The organism is Hymenobacter sp. HDW8 (assembly GCF_011305775.1).
Taxonomy (GTDB): domain Bacteria; phylum Bacteroidota; class Bacteroidia; order Cytophagales; family Hymenobacteraceae; genus Hymenobacter; species Hymenobacter radiodurans.
Window position 1 is genome coordinate 4,015,100 of record NZ_CP049907.1, and the last position, 15,821, is coordinate 4,030,920.

Annotated in this window: 16 protein-coding genes and 1 pseudogene; 10 read left to right on the forward strand and 7 right to left on the reverse strand. The window is 53.9% G+C overall.

Translation table 11 applies throughout. The annotated features are described in order from the left end of the window. Window positions 1-128 precede the first annotated feature (128 nt). Entirely contained in the window at window positions 129-1,544 is a 1,416-nt protein-coding gene (locus G7064_RS17185) for a dicarboxylate/amino acid:cation symporter (protein WP_166074545.1), read from the reverse strand. A gap of 201 nt (window positions 1,545-1,745) precedes the next feature. Here G7064_RS17185 and G7064_RS17190 point away from each other — a divergent pair, with 201 nt between their 5' ends. Beyond that, window positions 1,746-2,777 carry a dipeptide epimerase gene (locus G7064_RS17190; protein ID WP_166074546.1) on the forward strand — a complete coding sequence of 344 codons (1,032 nt, stop codon included), beginning with the start codon at window positions 1,746-1,748 and terminating at the stop codon, window positions 2,775-2,777. Window positions 2,778-2,878: 101 nt separating this feature from the next. Here the strand turns inward: G7064_RS17190 and G7064_RS17195 are convergent, their stop codons facing one another. From G7064_RS17195 to G7064_RS17205, 3 genes are all read right to left on the reverse strand, one after another. Beyond that, window positions 2,879-3,388: an SgcJ/EcaC family oxidoreductase gene (locus G7064_RS17195; protein ID WP_166074547.1), complete on the reverse strand. Its 510-nt coding sequence runs from the start codon at window positions 3,386-3,388 to the stop codon at window positions 2,879-2,881. Between the two features lie 74 nt (window positions 3,389-3,462). Beyond that, window positions 3,463-4,233 carry a helix-turn-helix domain-containing protein gene (locus G7064_RS17200; protein WP_166074548.1) on the reverse strand — a complete coding sequence of 257 codons (771 nt, stop codon included), beginning with the start codon at window positions 4,231-4,233 and terminating at the stop codon, window positions 3,463-3,465. Between the two features lie 94 nt (window positions 4,234-4,327). Next, window positions 4,328-5,107 (reverse strand): DUF3667 domain-containing protein, encoded by a 780-nt coding sequence (locus G7064_RS17205; RefSeq protein WP_166074549.1) that lies wholly within the window; start codon window positions 5,105-5,107, stop codon window positions 4,328-4,330. 406 nt (window positions 5,108-5,513) lie between these two features. Between G7064_RS17205 and G7064_RS17210 the strand changes: the two genes are divergently transcribed. Continuing rightward, complete coding sequence (locus G7064_RS17210; RefSeq protein ID WP_133273678.1) at window positions 5,514-5,963, forward strand: MarR family winged helix-turn-helix transcriptional regulator; 450 nt, start codon at window positions 5,514-5,516, stop codon at window positions 5,961-5,963. Window positions 5,964-6,012: 49 nt separating this feature from the next. Further along, complete coding sequence (locus G7064_RS17215) at window positions 6,013-6,684, forward strand: YceI family protein (protein WP_166074550.1); 672 nt, start codon at window positions 6,013-6,015, stop codon at window positions 6,682-6,684. 55 nt (window positions 6,685-6,739) lie between these two features. On the opposite strand, the gene G7064_RS17220 is transcribed toward G7064_RS17215, so the two are convergent. Then, a complete protein-coding gene (locus G7064_RS17220) occupies window positions 6,740-7,297 on the reverse strand; it encodes a hypothetical protein (protein ID WP_133273676.1) in 558 nt (185 codons plus the stop codon). Between the two features lie 161 nt (window positions 7,298-7,458). Here G7064_RS17220 and G7064_RS17225 point away from each other — a divergent pair, with 161 nt between their 5' ends. The 6 genes and pseudogenes from G7064_RS17225 (at window position 7,459) to G7064_RS17250 (ending at window position 13,199) form a co-directional block, all read left to right on the forward strand. Then, on the forward strand, window positions 7,459-7,740 hold the full coding sequence (locus G7064_RS17225; protein ID WP_084444557.1) for an ATP-dependent Clp protease adaptor ClpS: 282 nt from the start codon (window positions 7,459-7,461) through the stop codon (window positions 7,738-7,740). Between the two features lie 84 nt (window positions 7,741-7,824). Further along, window positions 7,825-8,432: pseudogene (gene recR / locus G7064_RS17230) on the forward strand (recombination mediator RecR). 190 nt (window positions 8,433-8,622) lie between these two features. Then, the gene (locus G7064_RS17235) at window positions 8,623-9,822 is read left to right on the forward strand and encodes a glycosyltransferase family 2 protein (protein WP_166074551.1); all 1,200 of its coding nucleotides are present in this window, start codon (window positions 8,623-8,625) and stop codon (window positions 9,820-9,822) included. 35 nt (window positions 9,823-9,857) lie between these two features. Then, window positions 9,858-10,592 (forward strand): hypothetical protein, encoded by a 735-nt coding sequence (locus tag G7064_RS17240; RefSeq protein ID WP_166074552.1) that lies wholly within the window; start codon window positions 9,858-9,860, stop codon window positions 10,590-10,592. Between the two features lie 91 nt (window positions 10,593-10,683). Continuing rightward, window positions 10,684-11,904 carry a pyridoxal phosphate-dependent aminotransferase gene (locus G7064_RS17245; RefSeq protein WP_166074553.1) on the forward strand — a complete coding sequence of 407 codons (1,221 nt, stop codon included), beginning with the start codon at window positions 10,684-10,686 and terminating at the stop codon, window positions 11,902-11,904. 239 nt (window positions 11,905-12,143) lie between these two features. Beyond that, window positions 12,144-13,199, forward strand: coding sequence for a bifunctional heptose 7-phosphate kinase/heptose 1-phosphate adenyltransferase (locus tag G7064_RS17250; RefSeq protein WP_166075189.1), 1,056 nt, complete (start codon window positions 12,144-12,146; stop codon window positions 13,197-13,199). Window positions 13,200-13,263: 64 nt separating this feature from the next. Here the strand turns inward: G7064_RS17250 and hemE are convergent, their stop codons facing one another. Beyond that, window positions 13,264-14,310: a uroporphyrinogen decarboxylase gene (gene hemE, locus G7064_RS17255; RefSeq protein WP_133273672.1), complete on the reverse strand. Its 1,047-nt coding sequence runs from the start codon at window positions 14,308-14,310 to the stop codon at window positions 13,264-13,266. Between the two features lie 162 nt (window positions 14,311-14,472). After that, on the reverse strand, window positions 14,473-15,090 hold the full coding sequence (locus G7064_RS17260; RefSeq protein WP_133273671.1) for a MarC family protein: 618 nt from the start codon (window positions 15,088-15,090) through the stop codon (window positions 14,473-14,475). Between the two features lie 156 nt (window positions 15,091-15,246). On the opposite strand from G7064_RS17260, the gene purE reads away from it, so the two are divergent. Next, the gene (gene purE, locus G7064_RS17265; RefSeq protein WP_133273670.1) at window positions 15,247-15,801 is read left to right on the forward strand and encodes a 5-(carboxyamino)imidazole ribonucleotide mutase; all 555 of its coding nucleotides are present in this window, start codon (window positions 15,247-15,249) and stop codon (window positions 15,799-15,801) included. The last annotated feature ends 20 nt before the right edge of the window (window positions 15,802-15,821 follow it).

Here is a 15,821-nt window from a genome sequence, read left to right on the forward strand (position 1 = left end):
TGTTTTGCAAATGAAAGAGGCCTACTTAGAAATAAGTAGGCCTCTTTCATTATTCTAATAATTTAGCAACTTAACCTAGTGTCGTTAAATCGACAATCTATTGAATGACAAGTTAGTCCTCGAGTAAATTAGTGAGTGTGCTGCGCTAAGGCACTGTCTGCTTCGGCGAGTTCATCGACGGGCGGGGCTACGTAGTTGTCTACAAACTCACCTTCCCAACGAGCTACTACGGCTGTTGCTAGGCAGTTACCGATTACGTTCACGGCAGTACGGGCCATATCCATAAGCGCATCGATGCCCAGAATGATAAAGACTGGCCACGAGGGCAGGTTAAAAGAAGCTACCGTCGCCAGCAGAATAACGAGAGAAGCGCGGGGCACGCCAGCTACGCCTTTGCTGGTAAGCATCAGCGTAAATACCATGACCAATTGCTGACCGAAGCTTAGTTCTACGCCCGCCGCTTGTGCCACGAATACGGCTGCGAGCGAAAGGTAAAGCGTGGTGCCATCAAGATTAAAGGAATAGCCAGTCGGCATGACGAAGGCCACGATGCGACGCGGCACCCCGATGCTTTCCATTGCTTCCATGGCCCGCGGCAATGCGGCCTCCGAACTGGTAGTGGCAAAGGCAATACTTACTGGCTCTGCGATGGCTTGGATAAAGCGTTTGATCGGAATGCGGGCGAAAAAGGCAATGGGCAGCAGCACGATCAGGAGGAAGGCAATGAGCGCCACATACAGGGTGAGCAGTAGCTGAAAAGCGTTGAACAGCGGCGCAAAACCCATTTTACCCACGGTATAAGCTAGTGCACCACCTACGCCCAGGGGGGCAAAAAACATCACCACGTTGGTGAATTTGAACATAACCTCCGACAGGCTTTCCATCACCTCCAGCATCGGCCGGCGGTGCTTGCCGTGCACCATGGCCAAGCCAATTGCGAAGATGATAGCAAACACAACTACCTGTAATACTTGTCCTTCCGCTACCGACTTGGCAATATTTTCGGGGAAGATGTGTAGAATAATATCGTAAGTAGATTGTTCTACGGTTTGCAGTTTCTCACTTGTATCAGCTCCGGCTTGGCTGATGCCGACGCCGGCTTTACTCAAGTTAATGGCTGCCAAGCCGATGAAGAGAGCAAACGTGGTGACTACCTCGAAGTACACCAGTGCCTTTATCCCCATTTTGCCTACCTGCTTCAAATCGGCGTGGCCCGCGATGCCTACCACCAACGTGGCAAAAACCAGAGGAGCAATAATGGTTTTTACTAGGCGCAGAAACACGTCGCTGAGCACCTTCAGGTTCTGGGCAAAAATCGGATAGTCATTACCAATTTCGGCCCCCACGAACATGCTGACGACTATCCAGAAAGTAAGGGAGCGGCGCTGATAGGCATAGACCACCATTGCGGCCAGGGCTAGCCAGCGGGCTATGCGGGGCACAGCGAGCGGCAACGCCACTATATTATAAGCTGACAGCACGGTGAGCACAATGGCCACCAAGGACAGAATCAGAATGAGCGGAACGATGCGCGAAAACTTCATGCAGAGTAGGGTGGAGATTACCGGGGATTGTCAGCAAAGATAAGTTTTCAGTCAACAGTTAGAGGGTTTGCATAGTGTGCAGCTATTTAATCGTGGCGGGGGGCTTTTTATACTGCGCCGCAGCGCTGATTTTAGTGCCGTATAAAAGTAGCTTTGCGTTCGGTCGTGATATGCTGGCGGCCAGTCTCAATACTCTATTTCATGCTCTGGACCATCGAAACGCGTGAGCTGCCGCTACGCTACACCTGGAAAATATCGCGCAACGCTTCTACCGCCAAAACCAACCTATTGGTACGGGTGCAGCAAGAAGCTGGCGGTGCTGTAGGCTGGGGCGAGGCCGCACCCAATGTGCGCTACGGTGAGTCGCCGGAGGGACTGCAAGCTGAGTTTGCGCGCTTGGCTGCTGATGGACTGAGCCGCGTAACCTCATTAGATGAACTCACGGAGTTCTTGGTACATCACTCCGTAGCGCACGCCCTGAGCTTCGCCTTGGAGTCGGCCTACGTGCACTGGCAGGCCGCGCACACGGGGCAATCGGTGGCGGCGGTGCTGGGCTTGCCCGAACCGGCGGCGTCCGTTCCTACTGCGCTTACGCTCCCCATTATGCCCCCCGGCGATGTGGCAAGCTTCATCCAGGAGCAGGATATGGGGCGTTTTTCGATTCTTAAAATAAAGGTTGATCAAGCCAGTGGCTACGACCTTCTGCGCGAGGTAACGCGCGCGCTCCCAGGTCGCCAACTGATTATCGATGGCAACGAAGCCTGGACTGATGCCGATGCGCTGTTGCAGTTTCTGGAAAAAATTGCCCCCCTGCCCGGCCTTGCGGTTCGGTTGCTGGAACAGCCCTTGCCCGCCGCCTGCACCGACCACTACCGCTACCTGCGCAGCCGTTCGCCACACCCCGTTTTCGCCGATGAGTCGGTAACCAACGACGCCGATTTTGCCGACATCGCCCAGCAGTTTCACGGTGTGAATATGAAGCTAATGAAAGCCGGTGGCTACCGCAACGGCTTGCGCTTACTCCAGCAAACCCGCGCCCACGGCCTCGATACGATGATTGGCTGCATGGTGGAAACGACGCTGGGCATCTGGGGGGCAATCCAGATAAGCAGCCAAGCCCAAGTATGCGACCTAGATGGGTTCATCATCATCCGCGACGAGCCATTTGGGCTAGTGCAGGAAAAGAACGGCCTTCTTCGGGCTCAAACCGCTGTGCCTGATCTTGAGAAGTAGCGTTTCCCAACAAGTAGTTTGCTTTATGGGTAGCAATTGAAATAGGACAGCCGCTCGCTAGAAATAACCTAGGCGAGCGGCTGTCACTTTCTTATTGGCCCTTATTTCTTCATTGTCAATACAGGGTCCTGGGCCTTTTTATCAATGGATGTGTTGTGTCCGTCGATGACAAGCCATTTGCCTTTGCGTTTTTCAAGCATTAGCGTCATTACGCCGGTGGATACATCGCTCATGTCGCGGCCATCGGGCATTACCCAGCCTTCCAACTCCCAGTTGTGGCGCACCAAGGCTAAGTCGGGCCGTAGCATTCTCACCTCCGTGTGCAGGATGTTGTGCTTGGTTTTGTTGAACATGACCTTCATGAAGATGTCCAGGGCGTATTTGTGCTCCGCTGCATTGCGCCACCACATGCCTACCACATTTACCCACTGCGCATCGGGGGCAAAGTAACTGAAATACAGATCCGTATCGTGCTTGTTCCACGCCTCGGCAATGCCTTGATTTACTTGCAGAACCGCCTTCTCATCGGCTGAATATTTGGTAGTAGTGGTCTGGGCGTGGGCAGCGGCGGCCAGGCACAAAATCAGAAGGAGACTGAGTAGCTTTTTCATTTCGTTTCATCGTTTTAAAGTGATGAATCGAAGGTAGAGAGCTAGCTAGGGGAGAAATAGTAAAAAAACGACGTTTAAAACGGGCTGCCCGCAAAGAGCCGCAGGGGAGAAGCAGCTTCTTCTTTTAGCAGGATAGTAGGCGTGACGGCGGCAAACAGCTTGAAATCCTTTATCAAGTGCATCTGGTCGTAGTAGCCACACTGCTGTACAATATCTTGCCAATCAAGCTCCGGCTGCCGGTCCTTTAAGCGGTAAGCTTGGGCAAAACGAACGATGCGCATAAACAGCTTTGGACTCATGCCAATACGTTCCAGAAATTTTCGCTCAAACTGGCGCGAACTTAGGCAGGCTTGATCAGCTAACCAGTCTAAGCTGAACTGCCGTGAATGGCTCTGCAGCATGAGCTGGGCTACTTTATCTACTGCGTGCGCGTCGGTTTTGAGCGCGGCTACTTTGCTCAGCAGGTAAGTTTCTACCAAGGCAATCATCTGCGCGTAGTCGTTTAGCGCTTGAAGTTGCTCATTCACTTGATTGATTTCGCGCCCTACCAAATCATAGCTATCCACCGTCTGATCAAGCAACTGCCACATGGGAGTGCGAAACAGCCGAAAAAGCCCCCCAGGCTGAAAACCCACCTTTATTGTGAGCTGATTATAACCCATCCGCAGATTTACCCGCGCTACTTGGGGGCCAACTATCACGCTATACGGGCTGGTGATTTCTTGGCCTTTACGATAGTTAAATACTTCAATGGGGTCGCGAGCGTAGAAAAACAAGCATTGCTCTGGGTTGGTAGGATAAGGATTTACCACCCTAGGCGCACACGGATTCAACTGAACATGCATGAGCATGTAGTTGCTGACGAAGGGTTGAAGCGCAGCACAGGGGCGGTAAAATTGGCAGAATGGTTTTACCATAACTCTCACTCAAGTGCGTGCCTCATCCAAATACGTACCAGCGGAAAGCCAATGTATTGATAGCATAACTGCCAGCCATACTGAGCAGAACGGCTAAGAAGGCCCGCCATATTGCGCCCGGCCAGCTAAGCTCAAAGGCGTGCTTGCCTATAAAAATCAGGTAAAGCAACCCGACAACTACCTGCAAGCTGCTGTTAATATTGGTGCTGGCCGAGGCTTTGAGGTCTGCGAGCCATATTCCCAATAATATCAGAACGGAATAGAGGTTGGCGGCCGAGCCGATGACAACGTGCACGAAGAAAGCTTCAGCGTAGTTGACGCCGCGGCTGCGGTACACCAGCCACGTAAAAAGTGAGTACATGGGCAGAGCCAGCAGCAACCACCATAGGTTGTAATATTTGCCCAGGTAATGAAAGTATTGCACCATGCGCGCCAGTTCGGCAGCCGGCATTCGACCCGCAAGCCGCTGCTGTATTTCGAGGCCCGTGGCTTCATAGTAGTGCAGGGCTACGGCTACTAAGGTAGTCAGGCCCAGCACCAGCAGCAGAAATTGGAACGGGTTGAAGTAACGCTTGCGTCGGCCCGCCAGATAATCTTCTACCACCCGGCCCGGATTGAATAATACCTGCGGTATGTATCCCAGAATGGTATTGTCGGCGTGGGTAAAAACGTGGAACACCTCGTGCGCCACATGACCTACCGTGAGGCGGTGGGGGCGGCGCTGCCCGCAGTTGGGGCAGAAAGAGCCAGCAGAAAGCTGCTGCTGGCAATTTAAACAGGCAGCAGTAGTATCAGTTGACATGATGGGCAACGAGAAGAGTGATTCTGATTGATCGGCTTTTCATCGTAAGCATACTAAATGGCCTCTCTGATATTGCCCTTAAGTGAATGAAATAACTGTTTCTAAGGTTGGATAACCTGTTGCTGGATAGCGTATTAAATTAGGTGGCGGATTGCTGATTAACAAAACGCCCGCGGTAGTCAGTCGGGCTGGGGTCATGCAACTTCCGCAGCGCAATAGAGACTTTCGCCTATGTTTGATCCTGAGACGAGATAAAACAGTCTTAAGCTTGCTGACTTTGAAACAATGTGACGATAATTAATATATATAATACTTAATAAAAAAAATATTCTTGCGAACTATGTTGCAACATTAAATGTATGTACATATATTTGTAGCATCATTGGGCAGGAGTATGCCAACGCTCATGAAAATCGAAGACGAAATCAAACAGCCAACATTCAAAGACGACTACCAAAAAGCCCATATCAATTTGATATACACCACGGGCTGGATCCAACTGCGTCAGGCAGCGGCTTTCCGCGAGTTTGACGTTACGCTGCCGCAGTACAATGTTTTACGCATTCTGCGCGGTCAGCACCCCAAGGCTTCAACCGTAAATCTGCTGATTGAGCGCATGCTGGACAAAACCAGTAACGCCTCCCGTATTGTGGATAAGCTGGTTGCCAAAAATTTAGCTACCCGCACCGTGTGCCCCAGCAACCGCCGCGCCGTCGATATTCATATTACCGAAGCTGGACTAGAGCTGCTGCGCAATATGGAAAGCGTGGTTAGTCATCAGAATACGGGCCTGCACAATCTTACCCCCGAAGAAGCCGCTCAACTCAGCGACTTGCTTGATAAAATCCGTGACTGACGGCTTTCAGTTAACTCAAGTTTAATTCTCCATTTTTTCTCTCTCAATCATGAAAAAAATTGCTCTGTCAGCCCTCTTCGTTGCTGCTCTGTTTACTGCTCCCGCAATGGCTCAACAGCCAGCCGTTAAGAAAACTACCCCCGGCACTGCCAAAGCCGCTGGCACCGCCTACGCGGTTCAGCCTCAGCTCAGCACCTTGGGTTGGGTAGGTAAAAAAGTAACCGGCGAGCATAGCGGTAATGTTCAGTTTAAAGAAGGCAACGTACTGGTGCGCGGCAACCAACTCGTAGGCGGCACTTTCGTGGTAGATATGAACTCGCTGAAAGTAACCGACCTGAAGGATGCTGACAGCAATGGCAAGTTGGTAGGCCACCTGAAGGCTGATGACTTCTTCGGTGTGGAGAAAAACCCAACGGCTACCTTCAAAATCACGAACATCACGCCTATTAAAGGTGCTGCTGCCGATGCCAACAACGCCACTATCACCGGCGACCTGACCATCAAAGGCATCACCAAGCCAATCACTTTCCCCGCTAAAATTGGCGTGAAGAACGGTATGGCTGCTGCCACGGGCGTTGCTACTATCGACCGCACCAAGTACGACATCAAATACGGCTCGAAGTCGTTCTTTGAAGGCATTGGCGACAAAGCCATCTACGACGAGTTCACGTTGAGCTTCAACGTAATTGCTAAGAAAGGCAATGGTGTTGCTGCTAACTAAGTAGCTCATTTTAACAAGCCGAAAAAGCCCCCCAGACCTAGTCTGGGGGGCTTTTTTAATCTGGTATGACCAACTCGCGCGGCAGTTCGAAGCGTAGGTTTCGGCTTTTGCTACGGTTGTGCAACTGGGTCAGAAAGTCGTCTAGTTCCGATTTGTATTCCAGCCACAAATCCTCGTGCAGGTTGGTTAGCACAAGCTGCACCGCCCGCGTTGCCATACGGGCGGTACTGACGTAAAAACCGTTGTAAGGGCTATCAAACTGGCCGGTGTAGTTGTCAAAAATCAGGCGCAGCGTATACAGAATCAGGTCGATTTCGAGGCGCTTGTCTTTGGTAATGCGGCGGGCGCGGGCGGTTTCTTTGGTGGCTTTGCTTAGGGCTTTATTCAGGCTGCGGTTGAGCAGCCGCCCCGTAACGGCCACGTTGAATAACTCGTGAATACGGTCGGCGGTTTGCTCATACACCTGCTCCACGGTCACATCGGGCAGCAGCTCGTAGGCGAATGTTTCGTAGAGCTCCGCGTCGCGGCGCACCGCGCGCAGCAACAAGGCTTCTTTTTCCTTATCGGGAAGTTGCTTTAGCGCTTTTTTAAAATCGGTGGAGGGAACGGGCATAGGAGGGAGGAGGGGCAAGCGGACCGCCGCGTCTGACGCTGTGCGCTACACTATAAATGATTGTCTAAACCCCGAAACGAATCTGTCCGCGTGGTGGTTATACTAGACCGGTGCGGGGCCAAATCTGCGCCTTTTTCCTTGATAATCCGTACTTTTGCGCTATGAACACCAAGCCGCAGATTGACTATAACGAGGACGTTTTACTGCTCGAAGAAACCATCGACGTTCGCGACCTGATCGTGTACAACGATGACGTGAATACCTTCGACCACGTAATCAAAACCCTCATCGATGTGTGCGGGCACGAGCCCGAACAGGCCGAACAGTGCACCCTGCTGATTCATTACAAAGGCCAGTGCACTGTAAAGCACGGCGCCTACGATGAGCTGGCTGGTATGTGCACTGCCATCCACGACCGTGGTATCTCGGCCGATATTCTATAAATGGCTGCAAGGGTGAGTTGGTGACTATTAGTGCGATAAACGATCACCCACTTACTCATTCGCCCGTTCACTCATTCAACCTAGATGGAGTTTCCTTCCAAACTGATAGAAAACGCCGTATCGGAGCTTTCTAAGCTGCCCGGCATTGGCCGCAAAACGGCTCTGCGCTTGGCTCTGCACTTGCTGAAGGCGGAGAGCGACAGCACGGCTTCGCTAGCCGAGGCGCTGGCAAAAATGCGCTTTGAGATAACCTATTGCCACACCTGCCACAATATTGCCGATACGGAGGAGTGCAGCATTTGCGCTAACAAGCTGCGCGACCACGCTATGGTGTGCGTCGTGTCCGACATTCGGGATGTAATTGCCATTGAGAATACGAGCCAATATCAAGGCGTGTACCACGTGCTGGGGGGCGTTATTTCCCCTATTGAAGGCATCGGCCCTTCCGATTTACAGATTGACTCGCTATTGAAGCGCATTCCGGAGTCGGAAATCAAAGAAGTTATTCTTGCCATCAGCCCCACCATGGAGGGCGATACCACCGCTTTTTACCTCACCCGTAAGCTCCGTGAGTTCCCCGACGTGCACATCAGCACCATTGCCCGTGGCATCCCGGTGGGGGCGAATTGGAGTACGCCGACGAAATAACCTTGGGCCGCAGCATTGTAGAGCGGCAGCGCCAGGCTCGTTAGCCGCGCTGGGGGGCTTTTTTGGCCACTAAACTCATTTGAAAAGGCTTGTCGTACGCGGCAGGCCTTTTTTATTTCTGCTATTCTTGCCTAATTCCACGGAGCAACTTCCGTGATAAGTGAAATATGAATCTGGGGATGGTGTTTAGTCCGTAACTTTCCCCGGCCCCTCCTACTCCCGCTGCCACCCACTGTGAAGCTCTCCGTTATCATTGTCAACTACAACGTCAGCTATTTCCTGAGCCAGACGCTGTTGTCGGTGCGGCGGGCTTTGCAAAAACTGGATGCGCCCGCCGAGGTATTTGTAGTCGATAATAACTCCGTTGATGGCTCCGTGGCAATGGTGCGGGCGCGGTTTCCGGAGGTCATCTTGCTGGAGAACAAGCATAATCCCGGCTTCGCGAAGGCCAACAACCAAGCAATACGGCAAGCCCAAGGCGAGTACGTTCTACTGCTCAACCCCGACACCGTAGTGGAAGAAGACACCTTCCGCGCCTGCTGCGAGTTTCTGGACGAACACCCCGACGGCGGCGGACTGGGCGTGAAAATGCTGGATGGGCAAGGGAAGTTTTTGCCCGAAAGCAAGCGCGGCTTGCCTACGCCGCGGGTAGCTTTCTACAAGGTTTTCGGGCTAGCGGCCTTATTTCCCGGTTCGCGCACCTTCGGCCGCTACCATCTCGGCTACCTCGACAAAGACCAAACTCACGAGGTAGATGTGCTAAGCGGCGCCTTTATGCTGTTGCGCAAAAGTGCCCTTAATGCCGTTGGCCTGCTCGATGAGGACTACTTCATGTACGGCGAGGATATTGACCTCTCATATCGGCTTACCCGGGGCGGCTGGAAAAACTATTACTTCCCCGGCACTCGCATCATTCACTACAAAGGCGAAAGCACAAAGCGCACGAGCGTCAACTACGTATTCGTGTTTTATCGGGCCATGATCGTGTTTGCCCGCAAGCATTTTGCTCCCAATCAGGCTGGCGTTTTTTCCCTGCTCATTCATTTGGCCATCTGGTTGCGCGCGGGCATGGCCGTTGGCCGCCGCGTGCTCACGAGCATAGCGCCTATTCTGTTGGATGCTGGCCTGTTGTACGGCGGTATGTATGTGCTGAAAAACTACTGGGAGGAGTATCAAAAGAAGGGGCCGGCCGATTACCCATCCCCACTGATGGAGGTGGTAGTGCCGGCTTATGTGCTCGTGTGGCTGGGTTGCGCTTACCTCAGTGGTAGCTATGATAAGCCTTTCAGCGCTTGGCGCATCATTCGGGGTATTGTCATCGGTACGGTGCTTATCTCGGCTGGCTCCAATTTTCTGGAGTCTTACCGCTACTCCAATGCGTTGATTCTGCTGGGGGCATTTGGAGTATCATTGCCCTTATTGGTCGGCGGTTAGTGAGCCATGTGGTGCAGCATCGCAACCTGCGTCTCATGCAGAGCCACCAGAAAAAAATCGCCATTGTGGGCTCGGCGGAAGAAAGCCGGCGCGTGCGCCACTTGCTTGAAACGGCCAGCGTGCAGGCTCGCATTGTGGGCCACGTGACTCCTGTGGCCGACCCAACGGCTCCGCCAAGTCGCTATTTGCTGGGCCAACTCCATCAGCTTGATGAAATTATCCGAATTCACGATTTGGATGAGCTGATTTTCTGCGGCAAAGATTTGTCGGCCACCCGCATTATTTCCCTGATGATCCGGCTACCGCAATACCCGCCGGTGGCCTACAAGATTTTGCCTGAAGACAGTGAATACATCATTGGTAGCTCCTCGAAAGATGCGCCGGGCGAGTATTACGCCCTTGATATTGCCCTGAACCTATTTCAGCCCCAACGTGCCCGCACCAAGCGCCTGCTGGACGTGCTTACCAGCTTGAGCTTACTGTTGGCGGCGCCGTTGCTGGTATGGTTCGCCCGCGAAAAGGCAGGCTATCTGCGCAACTGTCTACGGGTTCTGTTGGGTACGCGCACCTGGGTGGGCCTGCGCCATGCCGATGCCTCGCGCCGCACCACGCCGGCCGTATTTTCTCCTGCCGACTCTGCGGATACGGCCGCCGCGCCGTTGCCTGAGGCCACTCGCCGCCGTCTGGAGCTGCTTTACGCCAAAGATTATACGCCTTCTACTGACCTCAATATCCTGGTGCGCCGCTTTCGGTGGCTGGGGCAGGAATAGCCGTAGCGGGCCCACAAATAGAGTTGTGTGCATGTAAGGAACGGTTCAACTCGAATCCGTACTTTCGTATGTCTCCAAAGCCCGTCAGTCTATGTCAGCTTCCGCTACGCTTGCTACTACGTTTCTCTCTGATCGCATCAGCGCTCTACAAGAGTCGCAGACCATTGCGATGGCCAAAAAATCGCGTGAGCTCGCCGCTCAGGGTCACAACGTGATTAACCTAAGTTTTGGCGAGCCTGATTTTCAAACGCCGCAGTACATCAAGGATGCCGCCAAGCGGGCGCTTGACGAAGGATATACCAAGTATACGCCTGTACCCGGCTACGTAGAGCTACGCCAAGCCATTGCCGACAAGCTACGCCGCGAAAACCGCCTTGAGTATCAGTGCGAGAACATCGTGGTGAGTACGGGCGCAAAGCAGGCCTTGGCTAATGCAGTGATGAGCATGGTAAATCCTGGCGAGGAAGTAATTGTGCTGGCTCCGTACTGGGTAAGCTACGAGGAAATGGTGCGCCTAGCCGAAGGTGTATCAGTGCGGGTGATGGGCTCGTTGGAAAACGACTACAAAGCCACGGCCGCGCAGATAGAGGAGGCCATTACGCCCCGTACTAAACTCATCATGTATTCGTCGCCCTGCAACCCCACGGGTGCTGTATTCTCGCGCGAAGAGCTAGCCGACATTGCGGCCGTACTGGCGCGTCATCCGCAGGTGTTTGCCATGGCCGACGAGATTTATGAGTACATCAACTTTGAGGGCGAGCATGTGAGCTTGGCTGAATTTGATGAGATTAAAGACCAGGTAATTACTGTAAACGGCTTTTCCAAAGGCTACGCCATGACGGGCTGGCGCGTGGGCTATCTGGCCGCGCGTAAAGAAATTGCCAGTGCCTGCGAGAAAATGCAGAGCCAGATTACTTCGGGCACCTGCTCCATTGCCCAACGCGCCGCGCTGGCTGCCTTGGAAGGTGGCCGCAGTTCCGCCGATGAAATGGTAACCGCCTACCACCGCCGCCGCGACTTAGTGTTGGAGTTAGCCAAGGAAATTCCAGGCTTCCAGACGCCAACGCCGGCTGGTGCTTTCTACGTTTTTCCGGACGTGAGTGCTTATTTCGGTAAAAAAGCCCCCCAAGGCGACGTAATCGAAAACGCTACCGACTTGGCGATGTTTCTGCTGAATGACGCACATGTAGCCGCCGTTTCGGGTGAGGCGTTTGGAGCGCCTAGCTGCATGCGGTTCAGTACCGCCGCCGCCGATGAGAAGCTGCGCGAGGCCTTTATCCGCATTAAAGCAAGTCTGGAAAAGCTGCACTAAAGCCACAAGCAGCAGCTTAGCTTGGGAAATCATTGGACTGGGTGAGGGAGTAACGCTGTGCTTCAGTTCGTAGCCGATTGCGGTTTTTCGTAAAAAGCCCCCCAGCGCTCGGTTTGTTGCTTTGTGAAGCAGAAGTTGAGTCCCTGAAGCAACGGCTGCAACGATTCGACGCGCCGATGCTCTGCGTTACATCGGGCTAGTTTCTACCTTTGCGGCTTCCTTCGTCGAAAGTCGTCAAAATGCCCCCCACCGTACCGCCTGCCTCGCTGCCCGAATTATTTGCTGCCTTCAACCGCCTCACGGTGCTCATTGTGGGCGATGTGATGCTGGATGCCTACGTTTGGGGCAAAGCTGGCCGCATTTCGCCCGAGGCGCCAGTGCCTATTGTGCACGTGAGCCGCACCGAGCAGCGTCTCGGCGGCGCGGCCAATGTGGCGCTGAATGTGCAGGCCCTTGGCGCGACGCCCTTGCTGTGCGCGGTGGTAGGTGAGGATGCCGGCGGCGACCAATTGCTGGGCTTGTTGGAAGACAAAAACTTGTCGGCGAAAGGCATTGTGCGCAGCGCCGACCGGCCAACCACCGTCAAGCAGCGCATCCTGGCTGCCGGCCAGCACCTGCTGCGCATCGACTCAGAAGTAGAAACCGACCTCAACGCTACCGAGGCCGCCGACCTCATTGCGCGCTATGAAGCGCTGCTGCCCCAAGCCGACGTAGTGGTATTTGAAGATTACGATAAAGGCGTGCTCAATGAGAGTCTGATTCAGCATTTCATCGCGCAGGCCCGGCGGCGCAACATCCCAACCGTCGTTGACCCGAAGCGCAAAAACTTTCTGGCGTATCGCTATTGCACGCTCTTCAAGCCAAACCTGAAAGAGTTGCGCGAGGGCCTAAAGCTGGACTTCAACGACACCGACGCCGACCGTCCGCAGTTTGAGGCTGCCGTCCAGCGCCTGCGTGAGTTGCTCACGCCCGCCATTATTCTAGTTACGCTTTCTGAGCGCGGTGTATTCAGCGACGCACCGGCTACGGGTCGCAACTACATTCCTGCTCACTTACGCGCTATTTCCGACGTGTCTGGGGCCGGCGACACCGTTATCAGCATTGCTGCTTTATGCGTGGCCTTAGGACTGGAAGCGCCGGTATTAGCCGCTCTGGCTAACCTAGGCGGTGGGTTGGTTTGCGAGCAGGTTGGCGTAGTACCAATTGAGAAAGACCGATTGCTGGAAGAAGCTCAGGAAGCAGGCCTACTAAACATTATCGTACAAACAGAAGGGCCAGTTTCAATTCGAGACTAAGGCATAAGTTCGTAAAAAAGCCCCTCAGACTATGATCTGGAGGGCTTTTTTATGGGTTTGAAAACTATATGGTTCCCTCGCGGGCCAAAGCGCTGAACTCCTTCACGGTTTGGATAAATACGCGCACATTCGCCGGATCGGTATCGGGGTACACGCCGTGGCCGAGGTTGGCGATGTGGCGCTGAGGCCCAAACTGGCGCAGCATCTCGATGGTAGCAGCCTGCACCTGCTCCGGGGAGCCGTAGAGCGCACAAGGGTCGAGATTGCCTTGCAGGGTATAATTATCGCCGATAATGGCGCGGGCGGCGCGTGGGTCCTGGTTCCAGTCGAGGCCGATGGTTTGGCAATCGAGCTGAGCGAAGTCTTCCAGCGCGAAAAAAGCGCCTTTGGCAAACACTGTCACAGGTACATCGGGCAGCGCCTCACAGATTTGGGCGATGTAGCGGGTGCTGAACTCGCGGTAATGACTGGGGGGCAAAATCCCGGCCCAGGAGTCGAACACCTGAATAAGATTAGCGCCCGCTTGCACCTGTGCCTGCAAATACGCGATAGTGGTAGCCGTAATTTTCTCCAATAGCTGATGAGCTAACGCCGGCTCGGCATACAGCATGCGCCGCGCTTTAGAGAACGTTTTAGAGCCGTGGCCCTCCACCATATACGCTAGAATAGTCCAAGGAGCACCGGCAAAACCAATGAGCGGCACCCGACCATTCAGCGCGCGCTTGGTAACGCGAATAGCCTCCAGAACGTAGCCCAAATGCTCCTCCGGATCGGCGATGCGCAGCTTCTGAATGTCGGCGGCGGAGCGGACGGTTTCGGGGAAAAGCGGCCCGCGGGCTTCCACCATCTCGTAAGTAAGGCCCATCGCATCGGGCACCACCAGAATGTCGGAGAAAATGATAGCGGCGTCGACGTCGAGCGCATCAACGGGCTGAATCGTGACTTCAGCAGCTAGATCGGGCGTTTCTACCAGTTCTTTAAAGCCGCTGAGGCGGGCACGCAGGGCGCGATATTCAGGCAGAATACGGCCAGCCTGGCGCATCAGCCACACGGGCGTACGCTCGGTTTGTTCGCCGCGGGCGGCCCGAAGTATGAGGTCGTTTTTAATCACAGGTTTGCTGATTTGGGCGGATGCTTTGCCGGGTAGCGGCGTGGAAGCAAAGGTACGTCTAGCAACGCAGGAATGTAGCCGTGGCTAAAGCAATAGCTCCAACAACCCAGAAACTTACTATGCGGACGTCAGCCTAAAGTCGAGTTAAGCCGCCGGTTTTTGCTACTCCTGAAATAGCGCTTTGATTGCCGTAGCCATAAAATTAACCCCGATGGCCAGCGTAATAAATCCCATAATTCGTGCTAGAGCAGCCATGCCAGGCCGTCCCAAGAACCGTGTGAGGCGCAGCGACGACATCAGAATAATATAAGCCGCCAGCGCCACCAGCACAAACCCTACGAAGATCAAGCCCATATCGAAGTAGCTGAGGCGCTCCGTGAACAAGCTGATACACACTGCTATAGAGCCTGGGCCGGAAAGCATCGGCATAGCCAGCGGGGTGAAGGAAATATCGTTCTTGTGCATACTCTCCTCCAGCGCGGCCGGCGACACCCGGTCGCGGTTGCCGCCAGGCGTGAGCAGATCAAAGGCCGAGCGCATCAGCAAAATGCCCCCCGCGATGCGCAAATGGTGAATATTGATGCCGAAAAAGTTGAGTACATACTGGCCTGCAAAAAACGACACGGTCAGCACAGCTATCATGTAAAGGCAGGCCCGTAGTCCAATTTGGCGCCGTTCCTGGGGGGAGTCTTCTTCTGTTAAAGTCAGAAAGACCGGCATGGCTCCAAACGGATTTACGACCGAAAACAGCGTAGTGAACGTGGCAAGCAGAATTTCCATGAAGCGGGGAGCATGGTGAAGGCGGCTAAAGGTACGAGGCGGCAGGAGAGGAGCAAGGCGGGAAAGTGCTATGTTTGACGAACCAACCGCGGAGGTAATGCCGCGTACAAGTCGCGTACAGCCGTCAGAGGCACCTATAGTTTCTCCATTTTTCTTATGAGCACCAACGCACCTGCTACTCCAAGTCCAGTTGAAGAAACCCGTGATACGCCCATTGTGGGCATTATTATGGGCAGTCAGTCTGATATCAAAGTAATGATGGCCGCCGCTGAGCTGCTGCGGCAGTTCAATATTCCGCACGAATTCACACTGGTTTCGGCCCACCGCACTCCGCACCGCCTGATTGAGTATGCTGAATCGGCCCGCAAGCGCGGGCTGCGCGTGATAATTGCTGGTGGGGGAGGCGCGGCTCACCTGCCCGGCATGGTGGCTTCTTTTACTACCATCCCAGTTATAGGCGTGCCCATCAATTCCACTACCTCCATTCGCGGCCTCGACTCAACGCTATCCATGCTGCAAATGCCAACCGGCGTACCCGTGGCCACTGTGGCTATTGATGGAGCCACCAATGCCGCTATTCTGGCTACCCAAATTTTGGGTCTGTCTAATGCTCGCCTGGTAGATGCGTTGGAAAAATACCGTACCTCGCTGAAGGATAAAGTAATGCGTACCATTGATGAGCTGCGAAAGGGTGGCTTTAACGAAGAATAGCGTAAAATGCCCCCGGCTGC

Bases quoted from the DNA above. Each gene is read 5' to 3' on its own strand.
- G7064_RS17185 (WP_166074545.1), bottom strand. From the start codon at position 1,544: ATGAAGTTTTCGCGCATCGTTCCGCTCATTCTGATTCTGTCCTTGGTG.
- purE (WP_133273670.1), top strand. From the start codon at position 15,247: ATGAGCACCAACGCACCTGCTACTCCAAGTCCAGTTGAAGAAACCCGT.
- G7064_RS17190 (WP_166074546.1), top strand. From the start codon at position 1,746: ATGCTCTGGACCATCGAAACGCGTGAGCTGCCGCTACGCTACACCTGG.
- G7064_RS17220 (WP_133273676.1), bottom strand. From the start codon at position 7,297: ATGCCCGTTCCCTCCACCGATTTTAAAAAAGCGCTAAAGCAACTTCCC.
- G7064_RS17210 (WP_133273678.1), top strand. From the start codon at position 5,514: ATGAAAATCGAAGACGAAATCAAACAGCCAACATTCAAAGACGACTAC.
- G7064_RS17205 (WP_166074549.1), bottom strand. From the start codon at position 5,107: ATGTCAACTGATACTACTGCTGCCTGTTTAAATTGCCAGCAGCAGCTT.
- G7064_RS17260 (WP_133273671.1), bottom strand. From the start codon at position 15,090: ATGGAAATTCTGCTTGCCACGTTCACTACGCTGTTTTCGGTCGTAAAT.
- G7064_RS17240 (WP_166074552.1), top strand. From the start codon at position 9,858: ATGCAGAGCCACCAGAAAAAAATCGCCATTGTGGGCTCGGCGGAAGAA.
- G7064_RS17215 (WP_166074550.1), top strand. From the start codon at position 6,013: ATGAAAAAAATTGCTCTGTCAGCCCTCTTCGTTGCTGCTCTGTTTACT.
- G7064_RS17225 (WP_084444557.1), top strand. From the start codon at position 7,459: ATGAACACCAAGCCGCAGATTGACTATAACGAGGACGTTTTACTGCTC.
- G7064_RS17200 (WP_166074548.1), bottom strand. From the start codon at position 4,233: ATGCATGTTCAGTTGAATCCGTGTGCGCCTAGGGTGGTAAATCCTTAT.
- G7064_RS17195 (WP_166074547.1), bottom strand. From the start codon at position 3,388: ATGAAAAAGCTACTCAGTCTCCTTCTGATTTTGTGCCTGGCCGCCGCT.
- G7064_RS17245 (WP_166074553.1), top strand. From the start codon at position 10,684: ATGTCAGCTTCCGCTACGCTTGCTACTACGTTTCTCTCTGATCGCATC.
- G7064_RS17250 (WP_166075189.1), top strand. From the start codon at position 12,144: ATGCCCCCCACCGTACCGCCTGCCTCGCTGCCCGAATTATTTGCTGCC.